General features: G+C 43.0%; 15 protein-coding genes. 8 read left to right on the top strand and 7 right to left on the bottom strand.

The window, feature by feature from the left end:
- The first annotated feature begins 7 nt into the window (after positions 1-7).
- On the top strand, positions 8-388 hold the full coding sequence (locus BUR42_RS11980; protein ID WP_074239459.1) for a heavy-metal-associated domain-containing protein: 381 nt from the start codon (positions 8-10) through the stop codon (positions 386-388).
- 40 nt (positions 389-428) lie between these two features.
- On the opposite strand, the gene BUR42_RS11975 is transcribed toward BUR42_RS11980, so the two are convergent.
- The 5 genes from BUR42_RS11975 to BUR42_RS11955 all read right to left on the bottom strand — a co-directional run bounded on the left by BUR42_RS11975 (position 429) and on the right by BUR42_RS11955 (position 5,563).
- Positions 429-1,442 (bottom strand): radical SAM/SPASM domain-containing protein, encoded by a 1,014-nt coding sequence (locus BUR42_RS11975; RefSeq protein WP_074239458.1) that lies wholly within the window; start codon positions 1,440-1,442, stop codon positions 429-431.
- Positions 1,443-1,500: 58 nt separating this feature from the next.
- Entirely contained in the window at positions 1,501-2,769 is a 1,269-nt protein-coding gene (locus tag BUR42_RS11970; protein WP_074239457.1) for a hypothetical protein, read from the bottom strand.
- A gap of 22 nt (positions 2,770-2,791) precedes the next feature.
- On the bottom strand, positions 2,792-3,754 hold the full coding sequence (locus tag BUR42_RS11965; protein ID WP_074239456.1) for a FecR domain-containing protein: 963 nt from the start codon (positions 3,752-3,754) through the stop codon (positions 2,792-2,794).
- Positions 3,755-3,763: 9 nt separating this feature from the next.
- Positions 3,764-4,291 carry an RNA polymerase sigma-70 factor gene (locus tag BUR42_RS11960; protein ID WP_074240565.1) on the bottom strand — a complete coding sequence of 176 codons (528 nt, stop codon included), beginning with the start codon at positions 4,289-4,291 and terminating at the stop codon, positions 3,764-3,766.
- A gap of 816 nt (positions 4,292-5,107) precedes the next feature.
- On the bottom strand, positions 5,108-5,563 hold the full coding sequence (locus tag BUR42_RS11955; RefSeq protein ID WP_074239455.1) for an LEA/WHy family protein: 456 nt from the start codon (positions 5,561-5,563) through the stop codon (positions 5,108-5,110).
- Between the two features lie 341 nt (positions 5,564-5,904).
- On the opposite strand from BUR42_RS11955, the gene BUR42_RS11950 reads away from it, so the two are divergent.
- From BUR42_RS11950 to BUR42_RS11935, 3 genes are all read left to right on the top strand, one after another.
- On the top strand, positions 5,905-6,534 hold the full coding sequence (locus BUR42_RS11950) for a WbqC family protein (protein ID WP_074239454.1): 630 nt from the start codon (positions 5,905-5,907) through the stop codon (positions 6,532-6,534).
- Between the two features lie 294 nt (positions 6,535-6,828).
- Positions 6,829-8,229, top strand: a complete 1,401-nt coding sequence (locus BUR42_RS11945; RefSeq protein ID WP_074239453.1) for a type III PLP-dependent enzyme domain-containing protein — start codon at positions 6,829-6,831, stop codon at positions 8,227-8,229.
- Between the two features lie 437 nt (positions 8,230-8,666).
- Positions 8,667-9,128, top strand: coding sequence for a nuclear transport factor 2 family protein (locus tag BUR42_RS11935; RefSeq protein ID WP_074239451.1), 462 nt, complete (start codon positions 8,667-8,669; stop codon positions 9,126-9,128).
- A gap of 7 nt (positions 9,129-9,135) precedes the next feature.
- On the opposite strand, the gene BUR42_RS11930 is transcribed toward BUR42_RS11935, so the two are convergent.
- Together BUR42_RS11930 and BUR42_RS11925 are read right to left on the bottom strand one after the other, a co-directional pair.
- Entirely contained in the window at positions 9,136-9,972 is an 837-nt protein-coding gene (locus BUR42_RS11930) for a hypothetical protein (protein ID WP_143197422.1), read from the bottom strand.
- Between the two features lie 168 nt (positions 9,973-10,140).
- Positions 10,141-10,581 carry an Hsp20/alpha crystallin family protein gene (locus BUR42_RS11925; RefSeq protein WP_074239449.1) on the bottom strand — a complete coding sequence of 147 codons (441 nt, stop codon included), beginning with the start codon at positions 10,579-10,581 and terminating at the stop codon, positions 10,141-10,143.
- Positions 10,582-10,802: 221 nt separating this feature from the next.
- Between BUR42_RS11925 and BUR42_RS11920 the strand changes: the two genes are divergently transcribed.
- From BUR42_RS11920 to BUR42_RS11905, 4 genes are all read left to right on the top strand, one after another.
- Positions 10,803-11,216 carry a BrxA/BrxB family bacilliredoxin gene (locus BUR42_RS11920; RefSeq protein ID WP_074239448.1) on the top strand — a complete coding sequence of 138 codons (414 nt, stop codon included), beginning with the start codon at positions 10,803-10,805 and terminating at the stop codon, positions 11,214-11,216.
- A gap of 168 nt (positions 11,217-11,384) precedes the next feature.
- Entirely contained in the window at positions 11,385-12,665 is a 1,281-nt protein-coding gene (locus BUR42_RS11915) for a prolipoprotein diacylglyceryl transferase (RefSeq protein WP_074239447.1), read from the top strand.
- 8 nt (positions 12,666-12,673) lie between these two features.
- Positions 12,674-13,105 carry a hemerythrin domain-containing protein gene (locus tag BUR42_RS11910; RefSeq protein WP_074239446.1) on the top strand — a complete coding sequence of 144 codons (432 nt, stop codon included), beginning with the start codon at positions 12,674-12,676 and terminating at the stop codon, positions 13,103-13,105.
- Positions 13,106-13,472: 367 nt separating this feature from the next.
- On the top strand, positions 13,473-15,884 hold the full coding sequence (locus BUR42_RS11905) for a TonB-dependent receptor (RefSeq protein WP_159442258.1): 2,412 nt from the start codon (positions 13,473-13,475) through the stop codon (positions 15,882-15,884).
- Positions 15,885-15,943 lie beyond the last annotated feature (59 nt).

Raw genomic sequence — 15,943 nt, 5'->3', positions numbered from 1 at the left:
TCATGCTATGCGTATTATTCAATTAGTGCTTGTGCTTTTGCTCACCGGAGCAGGAGTTTCAATGGCCCAGGTGAAGAAAGGCACTCTGGCAACTGCAAAGATCAAAGTACCTTCAGTTCAGTGTAACATGTGTAAGGATGCCATTCAGCGTTACTTTCTGAAAGAAGAAGGCGTGAAATCAATGGTAGTGGATGTGAAGAAGAAAGAAGCGACTGTAAAATATTATACAGACCGCACAAACATTGAGAATATTAAAACAGGGATTGCTAACGCGGGATATGATGCGGACGATGTAACAGCAAATCCTGATTCTTATAATGATCTGCCCAAGTGCTGCAAGAAACCGGAAGATGGTGGCGGGCCACTGAATCCAAAGAAGAAAGATTAAAATCTTTAAGCCTCCCGAGTTAAACGGGAGGCTTTTTTGTTTAAAATGTTTCGCAATTGGAACATAGGGCCAGTTCGCTTTTTCGGCCTCTCAACAGAAGGTCCAGGTACTGCATCCGCTCCCTGGATTTATAAATAGATATAACATCCTTCTCCTTTATATTCCCTATCACTCCTTTCGAATTCAGATCGCTGCAGCAAACAGTTACGTCTCCATTAGGCAGTAATACCAATTGTTTCATCAGCATACTGCAACCTATTTTATATTTCTTCTGCCGGAAGCTCAGTCCGCTTACTTCTCCCGCCCAGTTGTGCAGGCGGCGTAATTCATACCAGTCCAGCAGTTGATAGAGTGCCTGGAATTGTGGATGCATCCAGTGAATGTTCAGAGGTTTATCATGTGGTATACAGGTAATGGCATACATCTTCGTTCTATGGTCCGCCTCCTGGTTGAGCCTGTGGAATGCCCGGATATTCTCATAGAACTTATCCCATACTGCATTAGTGCGCATCTCTTCAAAAAGCTCCGGTGTACCGCCATCAAAACTTACACCTATCACATCGATCACATCCAGCGCAATGATCTGCGCGGAAAGATTTTCCCTGAGCAGCATGCCATTGGTAAGCATCCTGATCTCAGGGAATTTCCTGTTCCGTTGCTTTGCCTTGTGTTTATACGCTTTCAGTACCTCCAGCATTTCAATCCGCTTAGGATGCAGCAGGATCTCTCCGCCATTGTGCAGGTTGATCACTTCTACTTTCCTGAAACGGTCATCTTCCAATAACTGCTCCAGGAAAATTTTGAGGGTTTCTTTGCTGATGATCTCGCGGGGTTTGAAATGGTCCAGCGAACAGAATTTACATCGAAGGTTACACTGACTTGCAAATTCAATATTGATCTCGCGGAGGCTCAGCCGCTGCTGGTGGCCGGGTAATTTATAGTAGTAATAATAGTCCAGCATGTAAGCCAGGCCTTGCAACGTTTCAATGGATCTCCAGATCACAGGTGTATGATAGAACCATTGCTTCAGGTTCCTTCGTAAGCTGACATACATATAGTTAGGTGCTGTTTCATGTAAAACACGCAGAGATGTAAATACCCTTATGTCAGTTTCAGAAATTGAAGCGGTAGCAGAGGCTTACCTGGAAACCAATCCAGGTTTTGGCGTTAGTTGATTCTGTGTCTTTATAAGAATTACTCAATGTGTACAATGGTCTTACAGTATAAATTTCCCTATCTCCGTTTGTGCCTTCATATCCGCTCGTAGCAATGGTTACAGGGCTGCCGTCCTGGTAGTAGGAGGATTTGAGAAGATTGAATACAGGCCCGGCCTTCACCACAAGATTGGGCCGGAGCGATCTTTCTACCTGGATGGCTAAACGGTGCAGTTCGCTTTTCACAATTATGTTTTTCAGGGTGTCCCTCACGCCTGTGAAGTCGATATCCCGGCTGAGCTTGCCGGTAGTTACCATCATGCCTATACGCCATTCATCGCTCAAAGGAAGCATGCTGCCCAGTCCGTATCTGAAACCGCTTACTTTAAAACTGCTGCTCCAGCTGAAGAAGCCATGCAGGTATTTGTGTCCTGCGGTGATGGAGGTGTTGAGGTAAAGGACATCGTCTACAGTAAAACCGCCATCTGCGAACCATCTTGTTCTTTGTGGGGATGGTATTGGGCGTTGGGCCATGATGGCTGGTTTTAATAAAAGGGAGATAGATGGTTCTTGCATCTGGGGGGCTTTGGGGTTCAATGGTTCGAGGAGGACGTTTGTGTTTTTTGTGTTGGTTTCAGTAGGAGGTGTGGATGAAATTGTGCTCGATCCTGCTGCAGCAAGAAGTTTTATTTCAGCGGTGCTGGTGTTTTTGGTTTCCCCCGAGGCTACGGACCTTGTGGAGGTGGTCTTTTTTGTTTTAGTTTCCCTGGTGGCGATGGATCCTGCAGATGATAGCCTGGATTTATCCGGGGAGGAGATGAGGTTTGTTTTAACGGTACTCAAAGATGATTCGCGGGATTTATTTTTAGAAGCTGTTTGAGCAGTAGTCCGTTTCGCTTCGGAGGAAATGGTTCCTTTTGTGAGGGCATGCTTCTTATCACCTCCATGAAAGATCACATGGTCCTTGTATAACTTATAATCACTTCCCGTATTGCTTTTTATCAATTCCAGCAATTCCGCCACAGCATAGGAGCGTTTCCGGGTCACGATCTTTTTTCCGGCCGCCACTTTATTGGAATTAAAAGAAAGGAAAACCCCTGTCTGCGCTGTGATCAGCGTGGCTAATGAATCAATGGAAAAGAAAGTATTCGTGATCAGCACCTGCTTTTGGAGCGGTGCATGGTTTTCCTGCGCCTGAATATTAGTTGAGATAATCAGGCATACCATTATATATATAAGAGTACCCCATCTAGTTACATTCATCCCCATTAATATAAATTACATTTCCTTCAGTCCGGTATTGAAGATCAAGGGAAGCAGTGATCACATCCAGTACATAGGATAAAGACTTGTTTTCAAATGTGGTACTGATGCGGCAGTCCGCCGTCTTTTCATTTTCAAGCCTGATCTCCACATTATAGGCTTTGGACACCTGCCGGACTACCTCGCTCAGAGAGGTATGTTGAAAATGCAGTTCCCGGGTGGCATAAGCATAGTTATTCCTGCCATTTTCCGCTATCGAAACCGTATCAAATGTACGACTGGCGCGGTTATAGATGCATCCTTGCCCTTCCCTGAGGGTTATAGTCTTCGTTTTGCTGGATACCAGCACTGCTCCATTATTTACCTGCACGATGATCTGTTCCGGTGTGGTCTTTACATTGAAGGCTGTGCCTAATACCTGGATCTTCAGCTCGTCCGTTTCAACTATAAATGGACTTTGGGAAGAAGGCTGTACCTCAAAGTAACCTTCTCCTTTTAATTTGATCTGCCGGGAAGCAAAGGTTGCCGGGTAGGTTATCTCACTGCCGGGAGGCATTACTACATAAGAATTGTCAGGTAAAGTATCGCGTGAAATATCCTTTTGGGCCTGCAGTAAAATGATTTCCGGGTTTCTTTTTCCCGGAGGTAATAATTTATATATCGCTATCAGGCACACAATGCTCGCTGCCACCGCCAACCAGGTATAAGTCCTTTTCTTTGGTGACTGTTTTTGGGAAAAGCGCTCCCATTCCCGGTCGACATCAGGTTTTTGGTAGGAGGAAAGTGTTGCATTTTCCCATACTTTCACCAGCTGATCGAAGGTTTGCCGGTTTTCAGGAAGGGCCTCCAGCCAACTGTCGATCGCGATCGCTTCCTCCGGCCCGGCCTCTCCGGCCAGGTATTTCGCAAGCAGATCTTCGGTAATTGGTATGTGCTGTTTGTTATCCAAGTCGTTGATTTAATAAAGGAGAATAATAAGAATGACCAGGTATTCCTGCAACTTCTCCCGTAATATTTTTAATGCCTTGCCCATTTGTGCCTCCACTGTTTTTATAGAAATATTCAGTTCAGCAGCTATCTCGGTATACTTTTTCCCTTCCTCCCGGCTTTTTAAAAATACAACTTTGCACTGCGCGGGGAGGGATTCCATGGCTTCCCGGATGCGTGTTTGCAATTCCCGGGCAATCATTTGTTCCTCCGGCTCTCCGGAAAAGGATGTTTTATGGTTGTTATGTGCCTGGTATAAAGTATACTTTTCCTTATTGTTTCCCTGCCGGATGATGTTCAGGCAGTGGTTGTGGATACTGCGGTACAGGTAATTTTTAATGCCCTCGTCTAAAATAATCGCTCCCTGTTTCTCCCATAACCTGGTAAAAACCGACTGAACAGCGTCATTGGCAGTGGCTTCATTTTTCAGTAAGGTGAATGCATAACGATGCAGTTTTTCATAATGAGTTATGAAAAGCTGCCGAAAGGCATGGGCCATATCCTGCTTATTCTTACTGTCCAAAGTCTGCCGAAGCCGTCTCGAAAATGGCTTTTTCCGTAGTTAATAATAGAACACGCAAAGAGGAATTTACCCCTATGCGGAACATAAAATATAAAATGAAAGTAGGATTTTGACAGGAAATGAGAGGTGGGGTGTTTCCGGAGAGACTTGGGAAAAAGGTCTTGAAATGAAAAATTACCCCTTGGAAGGAGGGAATTGTCCTTTGTCGGGAAAGTAGAAAAATGGAGGATCAGCCCTTGAATTGGTCCCTCAAAAATGGAAAAATTGAATCGAAAAGGAGGAGATCAGTTCCCCGGACAGGCGCTTAAAATGAAGAAACCGACCTCAAAAAGCAGAAAATTGATTGCTTAATCGAAGCCTGGAAAATGAGAAATTGCCCCCTGAAAGGAGGGGATTTGTCTCTTGGCCGGAAGCAGAAAAATGGAAGATCAACTTCGAAAAGATGGAAATCAGCTTTTCAAATGATACCTCAAAAATGGAGATTGAATCAAAAAAAGATGGAAAACCGGCTTCTTAGTCAGTCGTTGAAAAATGAAAAAACGGCTTAAAAACAGGAAATCGTACCTTCAAAAAGCGGTATAAAAATGAACGATTCGCCTAAAATGAATCGCTGAAAATGAGGAAATCACTGCCAAAATCCTTCCCTTCAAAAGTTAAAACACACACTTTCCAACCTCAAAAATCCAAAATATCATTCCTTAACTCAGCTCCTAAAAAGTCAAAGATCAGGTTTTGAACACAGAAAATCCCAAAGGTCCGCCACCCTGAAAATGGCAAAAGCTCCCTCAATGATCAGAGAAAATCGAGTTTTTGCTTGGTTTCACATTTGATCGGGAAGGGTAGAAAGATCCCTTTTTTCCCCACTTTACAATTTCCGGATGCCTTAATTGTGACCTCTTTATTGGTTAGCGCCCCCAGGATATTTTGAAAAACATGCCCCATATCCACATCCAGTTTTACCGGAAAATAGAAAGTATCCCTGGCCGGAATATCGATCAGGGTATCCTGAAGGGAGTGACCCACTTTTCGGTCATCCAGGAAAACATCGAACTCGGCATCCTTCAATCGAAGGGAAAAATTATTGGGATTGTAATAGGCCAATTCCATCCGAACCGTGCTTTTTGAAAAGCTCAGATTGTCAAAATTAAAGCTGGCTACCCGGAGAAATTCCAGGTCTTTCATCTTCCCGCAGGAACTGATCGTCCCCCAAACTAAGAGCACCAGGATGCCAAATTGAAACCTTTTCATGAATGATGGATTAGCATAAAATTCCCCAAACGTACAAAACTCCCCCTTAATAAGAAGTTAAGATTTGGAATCAACGGATGGGAGCGAATCCCATACTTCAAATTTCACTTTAAGTAAAAAGTGGTCAAAATCAATCATTTTTAGAACTAATAACTTTAGTAAATTTGTTGACTTTTAAAGTTCTGCTTAAAGTAAAATTTTACTAAAGTTAATAGCATATTTAATATAGTTCTATGAACTGTTATTCAATAAATTATGCCGTTGCAACTGTAGCTTAACATTTAATTCCAAGCAGCACAAAATGATCGATTTTACACTTTAAAACCTTTAATTGTGACTATATGACAGAACAGTCCGAAAACAAAACTTTAATTATTGAATCTCAATACTTTCCACCAATTTGTTTTTATAAAACTTTAATTGAAGCAGATATATTAAAGATCGAGAGATATGAACACTACCAGAAGGTCAGTTTTCGCAATCGTTGTTACATTGCTGGACCTAATGGAAAGATCCTCCTGAGCGTTCCCCTATCGAAAGGAAAAAATCAGCGGACAATTATGAAGGATGTTCGGATCAGTAATGTTGAAAATTGGCAGGGCTTACATTGGAAGACTTTAACTTCCGCTTATCGCCGGTCCCCCTGGTTTGAATATTTTGAAAATGACCTCGAAGGGTTGTATGAGAAAAAATTCGATTTCCTCCTGGATTGGAACATGGCCTGCCTGGAATGGGCCAACAAGGTCCTGGGCATTTCAAAGGAGATCCTGTTGACTGATGGTTTCGAGAAGTCATACGACCCGGCTGCCGGCATCCTCGATAAAAGGGATCACTTTGTACCCGGCCAGGATCAGGAAGGGCTCCCAACCTATGCCCAGGTATTTGGGGAACGGACCGGCTTCTTCCCGAACCTTAGCATCCTCGATCTGTTATTCTGTGAAGGAAAAAGGGGATTGGAACTATTGAAGTGATTATGAATGGGTTGTACTTTTCCGGGTTAGGGAGGAGAAGTCGGTATTTCATTGATATTTATATTTAATATAGAACGTTTCAAATAGTTGTTAATCAATAAAATATCCTCATTGAAAGCCTTTCATAAAAAAGATGAATTTTTTTTGGAAATGCATTGGAACAAAATTGTAGATTTGCATCCAATTTTGCTGGTCAAACGACTTACGTAGGTGTATAAACCAGAAGTTTCCCAGCTCATTTAAAATGTGGTTTAAGTTTTACTACTAATCCTTAAAATTCATTCACAGCGTTAAATGAACAACACCTACACGGACCTCGTTCACCAAACCTTTGAATTCCCGCAAGAGGGTTTCGAAGTGAAGGATAACAATCTGCTATTTAATGGATTGGATATCCGGGCCTTGATTGATAAGTATGGAACACCGTTCAAGTTGACCTACCTTCCCAAAATCGGAATGCAGATCAACAGGGCAAAGAAGATGTTTCAGGACGCAATTAAGAAGAATAAGTATGACGGTAATTATTATTACTGCTATTGTACTAAAAGTTCCCACTTCTCCTTTATAATGGAGGAGACCCTGAAGCATCAGGTTCATATAGAAACTTCCTTTGCTTACGACCTGGACATTGTGACCAAGTTGTACGAAAGGAAGAAGATCACGAAAGATGTGTTTGTGATCTGCAACGGTTATAAAACAAAAACTTATACCCGCAGTATCGCTAAACTGATCAATAGCGGTTTTAAAAATGTACTGCCGGTATTAGATAATAAAGAGGAGCTGGATGACTACTCCAAATTCATCAGGTCTAAAGACCCGGTTAAGCTCGGGATCCGGATAGCCGCAGAAGAGGAGCCGACATTTGACTTTTATACCTCCCGTTTGGGAATCGCCTCCAGGGACATCCTCGAGTTTTACGTGGATAAGCTGAAGGGGAATCCGAAGTTCGAGCTGAAAATGCTCCACTTCTTTATGAACAAGGGGATCAAAGACGATATCTTTTACTGGAGCCAGTTCAATAAAGTATTAAACCTTTATTGTCAGCTGAAGAAGATCTGTCCGGAACTGGAGAGCATCAACCTCGGCGGTGGCTTCCCGATCAAACACTCCCTGGGTTTTGATTACGATTATGCTTACATCGTGAACGAGATCGTAGCCAATATCAAGAGCGTTTGTAAAAAGAATAAGGTAGAGGTGCCGGATATCTACACTGAGTTCGGTTCCTTCACAGTAGGAGAGAGTGGTGCCGTGATCTATAGCGTACTGGGCGAAAAGCAGCAGAACGACAGGGAGAGTTGGTACATGATCGATAGTTCTTTTATTACTACTTTACCAGATACCTGGGGCATCGGGGAGAAGTTCCTGATGCTGCCCATTAACAAATGGGACCAGGAATACCAGGAGGTGCACCTGGGAGGACTAACCTGCGACGGTTACGACTTCTACACCTCGGAAGAACACATCAACGCCGTGTTCCTTCCTAAACTGACAAACGCGAAGGAGCCTTTGTATATAGGTTTCTTCCATACCGGCGCCTACCAGGATCAACTGAGTGGTTACGGAGGTATCAAGCACTGCCTGATCCCTTCCCCGAAACATGTGATAGTAGGGCAGGATAAAAACGGACAATTAAAAGATTGGTTATATGCCAAGGAGCAAACCTCCCAAAGCATGTTAAAGATTTTGGGTTATTAAAAAAATGGGTTAGTAATCCACTTAAAAACCCCTCGGTTCTCCGAGGGGTTTCTTTTTGCCCATATATAAGATTAGCCGCTTATAAAATTGAAATGCTCTCCTTGCGGGAGAGCATTTAATTTCATAGGATAGATCGATCCAACATTCATAGCAAGGGACAAATGAAACTTCATGGCATAGAGAAATAAGAAAACTTCACGGTACAGAGTAAAAAGGAAAACTTTAAAACATAGTGTAATAGGGAAAATGATCGAGGTACAGAGAAATAGGAATAATAGGCATATGGTCAATAGGTTATGATAGTACAAAAGTAGGTGCAGAAGCATCGATTGCAAATACCATTTAGTTGTATCTTTTTACAACTTATTAACGAAAAAAACGTTGCTAACAATTTTCAAACATAATAATCGATTTTAAATTATATAATATCAATATTTATGAAACGTTATTATGCGATCCCCTTCATTTTATTACTTATATGTTCTTATCCAGCGCAGGCGCAGTCTTCAGAGGAGGAAGCAGTAAAAAGTGCCATTCAGCAACTCTTTGACGGCATGAGGAAGGGCGATAGCGCAATGGTAAAGGGTGCGTTTGCAGATAAGGCTATCTTGCAAACCGTTCAGAATAAAAAAGACAGTACAACAGCCATAGTTTCACTAACCCTAGCACAATTTTTGGTGGCAGTGGGAACTCCTCACACGGACGTGTGGGATGAGCGGATCACGTTTGACAAGATATTGATCGACGGATCGTTAGCATGTGTATGGACTCCCTATCGTTTTTTCCTCAACGACCAGTTCTCCCATTGCGGGGTGAATTCTTTTCAGTTATACAGATCGGGAACGGGCTGGAAGATCATCTACCTGGTAGATACCCGCAGAAAGGACAAATGCCTGTAAATAAGATCTATTTTTCTGTTTTAGGGCCATCCAGGTAATGAATGGCTGTGTCACATTGTTTTTCAATCTCCGTAAAGCAGGCATCCAGTAATTCTATATTTCCTTCCATATATTCACTCTTCCCGGAACGGGAGAGGCCTTTTACCAACAGGAACTGTTTGGTGAGGTTTTGATTGATCAGTGCAGAGAACTGTTGCTGCTCCTCCATAGCCCGTTGATGCTCCAGCCGGGTGATGTTCCTGTAATAAACACCCCATACCCTCAGGCATAATACCAGGTATACCATCATAAAGAATGGGGTAACCAGGTATTTATCCATCATGGAATAGGTAGCGGGTAGCAGTACCGGTATGTTCTGTATTTTCATAAATGCCACCAGCACAAGATATAAGAACAGCACAACGCCTAATGCCAGCGCTGTACGAAGGTTTACCACAAAGTAACCCAGCAGGCAGGACATCAGCCAGGGTATAGCATATAAGGGGGATACATCCAGATCGTTGGCAAAGGACGATAACATGGGGATGATCATGGTGTTGAGTGCAGCAATGGTTCCTACCACCTGAACAGTAACGCCTTTCTTCATAAGAAAGAGGCAAAGCGCAAAGATGGCATAGAAAGTTCCGTTCACCATCAGGTTAGTATAATCCTGCACATATAGTACGGTGAAAAATATCGGACTTATCAGGATGCAATAGAAAAAGATAAAGTCGAACAGCATTTTGATGCGTGCCTGTTCTATGGCATTGCCGGTATGTTGAATAAGCTTAGCTGTTACCGTTCTTTCGGCATTTCCATATAATTTATTGGCTAAAACACGCAGACTCCTGATGGTTGTTAACATGGAAAGAGGCGTAAACAGTTTAAGTGAACTATCAGCAAGGTACTCTGATCCCGTATCCTGCACATTCAACGTTTGTGGTAAATTTACCGGGCACAAAAAAAAGAGCCGCTCCGGAGGAGCAGCTCTTTATAAGTCGAATTTGAGATCAAATCACAACTATTCCTAACCCTATGCAACTATAATTTCTTTTGCAGCTTCCTGTTTTGCCTCTTTCTTAGGCAGGGTCAGTTTCAGAACGCCGTTGTCGTATTTAGCATTGATCTTGTCTGCATCCACATTTTCATCCAGGGTAAAAGACCGGGAGAAGGAGCGGAAGCTGAATTCCCTGCGGATCTGTTTTTCATTCTCCACTTTCTGTTCAGTTTTCTTTTCAGAGCTGATCGTCAGGGTCTGGCCGTCCAGGTTGATCTTAAAATCACCTTTTTCAAAACCAGGGGCTACTACATCCAATGCATAAGCATCTTTTGTTTCACGGATGTTCACGGGTGCGTGAGCGCCAAAGAAATCCGAAGTAGCGAAGTCCTTATTAATGAACTTGCCATTAAAAATATCGTCCATGATGCCGCTAAGGGTCTTAACCGGTTGTTGATTGAATTTTACGAGTGTCATAGTCTTTATATTTTTTGAGTGAAACCATTTTAAGTTTTTCGGTCACGCAGGGAATAGATCAAACGGAATACCAATGCCAGAAAACTGCTATTTTGTTAGAATAGCGCTGTTTGAGCAAGCCATAATGGCGTTTTTAATTATTCAAATGAGACATAATGTCGTTTTCTTATTATTTATTTATGTTTGTCGATATATTATTAACTTTGCAAAAAAGGAATATTATGTACCCTGCGGAACTCGTGATGCCTATGAAGGCAGAATTAACAGATAATGGTTTTGAAGAATTGCTGACACCTGCAAAGGTGGATGAAACCTTATCTAAGGCAGGCACAACCCTGGTAATGATCAACTCTGTTTGTGGTTGTTCAGCCGGTACTGCCCGTCCTGGTGTTTTGATGGCTGTGGCTACCAGTGAAAAGAAACCAGACAGGCTGACGACCAGCTTTGCCGGTTTTGATGGAGATGCTGTAAAGCAGATCCGTACACACCTGCTGCCGTACCCTCCATCTTCACCTGCTATTGCATTGTTTAAAGACGGACAACTGGTGCATTTCATAGAACGTCACATGATTGAAGGACGTTCAGCACAATTGATCGCAACCAATTTGCTGGCTGCGTTTGATGAATATTGTTAATTCAATTGTGCTTTCACGATTATTAAATCTTATATAAAGGATGTACATCTTTTATAAATGGAATTGATAATTCGTAATTGAAAAGCTAACTTGGTGGTTTGATTTTCCTCTTGATATAATTCGGCTTTGTTCATAGGAAAATTCAGATCACCATTTTTTTATACGCCTATGTATCCTAATTTATATTACGCGTTTGAAGATCTCTTTGGGATCAAAATACCAGTATTAAAGGTTTTGCAGACGTTCGGCTTCTTTGTGGCCATCGCATTTTTAGCGGCTGCATATGTATTGACCGCTGAACTGCGCCGCAGGGAAAAGCTGGGGTTATTAGCCCCGGTACAGGAAACCATGATAATAGGTAAACCTGCTTCAGCTGTGGACCTGCTGGTCAGTGCAATCATTGGTTTTATACTCGGGTTTAAAATATTAGGCCTTTTCAGTAATACCGGTGATATGCGGGATTTCCTGCTATCGGGGCAGGGGAGTATCATTGGCGGGGTACTTGGAGCAGCAGCATTGGCTTACTGGAAATTTTATTCCAAAAAGAAAGCAGCGCTGGATAAACCTAAGGAAGAAAAAGTGAACGTATGGCCTCACCAGCGCGTGCCCGATTTTACAATCCAGGCTGCAGTAGCGGGGCTCATAGGAGCCAAAGTATTTCATAACCTGGAGAACTGGGGTGAATTCGTCAGGGATCCATGGGGTTCCATATTTTCTGCCAGCGGGCTTACCTTTTATGGTGGCCTGATTGTGGCGGCATACGTGATCATTCGTTATGCCACAAAAAAGAAGATCAACTGGAAACACCTGGTAGACAGCGCCGCTCCGGCATTGATGCTTGCATATGCAGTTGGCCGGATGGGTTGCCAGTTTTCAGGAGATGGGGACTGGGGGATCAATAACAGCGCCTACGGTACCAATCCAACCGGCAAGGTGGAAAAGATCACCGAAGCACAATACCAGGAAATACTGCATAGGGACTCTGCTTACTTCGTGCGCCAGTTTGGTAGCCTTGAAAATGTTCCCCACCGGAACTTTGAAAAGCCGGCTTCTCTCAGCTTCTTACCTGATTTCTTTTTTGCCTATAGCTATCCGCATAATGTGGTAAACGATGGTATCCAGCTTCAGGGCTGTAACGGAGAATACTGCAGCGCACTGCCCGTTGGAGTATATCCAACCCCGTTATATGAGATCCTGGTTTGCGGATTGTTCTTCATTGTATTGATGGCCATCCGCAAAAAAGTAACCACCCCCGGAGTGATCTTTGGTATTTACCTGATCTTAAATGGGGTAGAACGGTTCTTTGTTGAAAAAATAAGAGTGAATACGAAGTACGATATATTTGGATTCCATCCCACGCAGGCAGAGATCATTGCCAGCCTGCTGGTGATCGGCGGTGCCATCCTTATATGGTATGCCCGTAAAACAAATCCGGCAAAAACAGCGTAGTAACAGATATGCAGCGTCACCCAAACCTGGTTCCACTATCACATGAGCACAAACGCCTGCTTTTTGTATGCAGGTACCTTAAAACCGATGCCGCTCCCTACGAAGGGTTTCCCCTGGAAACACAAGCTAAACTGGAATACATGGTGAAGATCTTCCAGGAAGTAATGGTGCCACATATCCAGAAAGAAGATTATCTCTTTGAACTATGCCGTGGTTACCATCCGGAAATAGACATCATGCTGGATGAGTTACTGGATGAGCACCGGACCATTTCAGGTATGTACAGTGCGCTGGTGGATAGTGCGGATGTAGTAAAGGATATGGATACCCTGGCCCGCAGCCTGGAAGCACATATCAGGAAAGAGGAGAGGGTAGCGTTTGAGAAGTTGCAGGAGCTGCTGCCGGATGTAATGGACCAGATCAATTTTGAAAATTCCTGACAGTAATACATTATTATTATATAACAGCGCAGTGGTATTCCACTGCGCTGTTTTCATTTAACCCCCTAATTCTTCCGTTCATCCCTCTTTCAACAGAATTCTGTAACAAACGAATTTGACACGCGTCTTTGTTTTATGCAAGGAAGCAAAGAACAGTTTTTACCAATCGTCACCAGATAATGACCATTTGTGTAAAACTATGTACTATGTAAAGCATAATACCTACCTTTACACTGTTCTTGTTAAAGGAAGGAACTATATAAATCATCAAATCATCTAAATCGTTATAACCTAACATCATCCGCCTTATATGAAAGCAATTAGTAAGTTATTGACCCTGAGTATGTTACTTGTAAGTAGTAGCTTCTTGGCTCAAGCCCAGCACTCCAATGGGACAATCAATGAAAAAGGAAAGATCAATGGGATCGTAACCCGTACCGATAGTAAACCAGTTGAATTTGCCACCGTAACACTCCTCAGCGCCAAAGACTCCAGTCTTGTTAAAGGTGCCATTGCAGACGTTACAGGGAAGTATGAATTTGAAGGGATCAAAGAAGGGAAGTACCTGGTGGCTGCTGTAAACATGGGTATGAAAAAGAACTTCAGTGCCCAGTTCACCGTGAACGGCAGTGCTGTTAAAGTGCCTGCCCTTGTACTGAGCGAAGATTCCCGAAATCTGAAAGAAGTGAATGTAACCGGCAAGCGCCCGTTCATTGAGCAAAAAGCAGATAAAATGGTAGTGAATGTAGAAAACAGCATCGTTGCTGCAGGAGGTACTGCCATGGAGGTGCTGCAACAATCACCAGGTGTACAAGTTGACAAAGACGATAATATATCCATGCGTGGCAAGAACGGTGTGATCATTATGATCGACGGTAAACCCACGAACATGTCTGCCCAGGACGTTGCCCAGCTGCTAAAAAATATGCCCAGCTCTAACGTAGATCAGATAGAGCTGATCGCCAATCCTTCCGCCAAATATGATGCAGCGGGCAACGCCGGGATTATCAATATCAAATTGAAAAAGAACTCGAATTTCGGTACAAATGGCTCCGTGAATGTCGGCGGCGGGCAGGGTAAATTACCAAAGCTCAATGGGGGGCTCAATCTGAACCACCGTAATAAGAACATCAACGTCTATGGTTCCTATAACTATAATTACAACAGGAACTTTGAGCAACTGGATATCTTAAGGGATAACCAGGAAAGCAAGGGACGGATGGTTTTTGACCAGAAAAGTTATATGGATAAAACCTCGCATTATCATGGAGGTAAGGCAGGTTTGGATTATTTCATCAATAAAAACCATACAATTGGTGTTATGCTGAACCTTGGCAAAAGCACCTGGGAAGGACTGAATGAATCAAATACCTGGATAGGGAACGGAGAAAACATTGACTCAAGCTTGTTGACAAAGGGGATCAATACTTCCAACTGGAACCGCCAGTCCTATAATATCAACTATAAAGGGAAGCTGGACAGTACTGGAAAAGAGATTAACATTGACCTGGATTATTCCCGTAACAACGAAGACCAGAACAACCGGTTGTTTTCTTCTTTCAGGGATGCCAGCGGACAGGTTCATTTCCGGGGAGATACTACCCGCAGCCTGCAGCCTTCCACTATTAATATAAAAACCATCAAGATCGACTATACGCATCCATTGAAAAAGGAGGCTAAGATCGAAGCAGGGATAAAACTGAGCTTTGTGGATTCAGATAATGATTCCCGGTTTGATACCTTAAAAGGACCTAACTGGGAATACGATGTAAACCGTTCCAATCATTTCCTGTATAAGGAAAATGTGAATGCAGCTTATCTTAATTATAGCAAACAATTCAAGAAACTGGGCATTCAGGCAGGATTACGTGCAGAACAAACTCATGTAACGGGGAATTCTTTGACCCTGAAGCAGATCAACGATACTACTTACCTGAACTTTTTCCCCAGCGTTTTCCTGAGCTATAACGCCAATAAGAACCATCAATGGGGGATATCTTATAGTCGCAGGCTGAATCGCCCCAGCTATGATGATCTGAATCCTTTTGAGTTCTATATCGATCGTTATACCAAAGCAGGCGGTAACCCCAATCTCCGCCCGCAATATTCCAGCAACTTTGACCTGACGCATACATTCAGATCGTTCCTGACCACCGCTATAGGCTACAGCCATACTAAAGACATGCTATCCAGGATACTGGAAGCGGGCGTAGACCCTAAAACGGGAGATACCACCATTGTGGTGTACCGGTACATGAACGTAGCCACAAGGGATAATGTGAACCTGAATATTTCAGCTCCTGTGCCTATCACAAAATGGTGGAACTCTTTTACAACAATATCTGTATACTACAATGCTTTTGAAACGGTAGTGAATGGGGAACAGATCAAACGTGCTTCTGGTGGCTTCTTTGGTCAGACCCAACAAACATTTACATTAGGTAAAGGAATTACTTCCGAACTATCGTTCTACTACAACTCTACGCAAATATCCCAGGAAGGGTTGTTCAGGATGAACCCCATGTATGCTTTCAATGGCGGGATCTCTAAACAGATCCTGAAAAAGAAGGGTACGATCCGTTTCAATGTAAACGATATCTTCAATACAAACCGTTTTAGTGGTACGTATAACACCACCAACCGCGCATTGGTCCTGGCTAACCGTTGGGATAGCCGTCAATTCCGCGCTTCCTTCTCCTACAGGTTTGGTAATTCCAATGTAAAAGAGGCCCGTAACCGTAAAACCGGCCTTGAGGATGAACTGAACCGGGTGAAGTAGTACAAATGAGTACCTAATCATGTTTTAGGTATATAAGGATGGAAGGAACGCGGCCTCTT

The sequence above is a fragment of the Chitinophaga niabensis genome (assembly GCF_900129465.1).
In the GTDB taxonomy this organism is placed as follows: domain Bacteria; phylum Bacteroidota; class Bacteroidia; order Chitinophagales; family Chitinophagaceae; genus Chitinophaga; species Chitinophaga niabensis.
The sequence above is the reverse complement of the archived record's forward strand: the minus strand, read 5'-3'. Positions and strand labels throughout refer to the sequence as shown.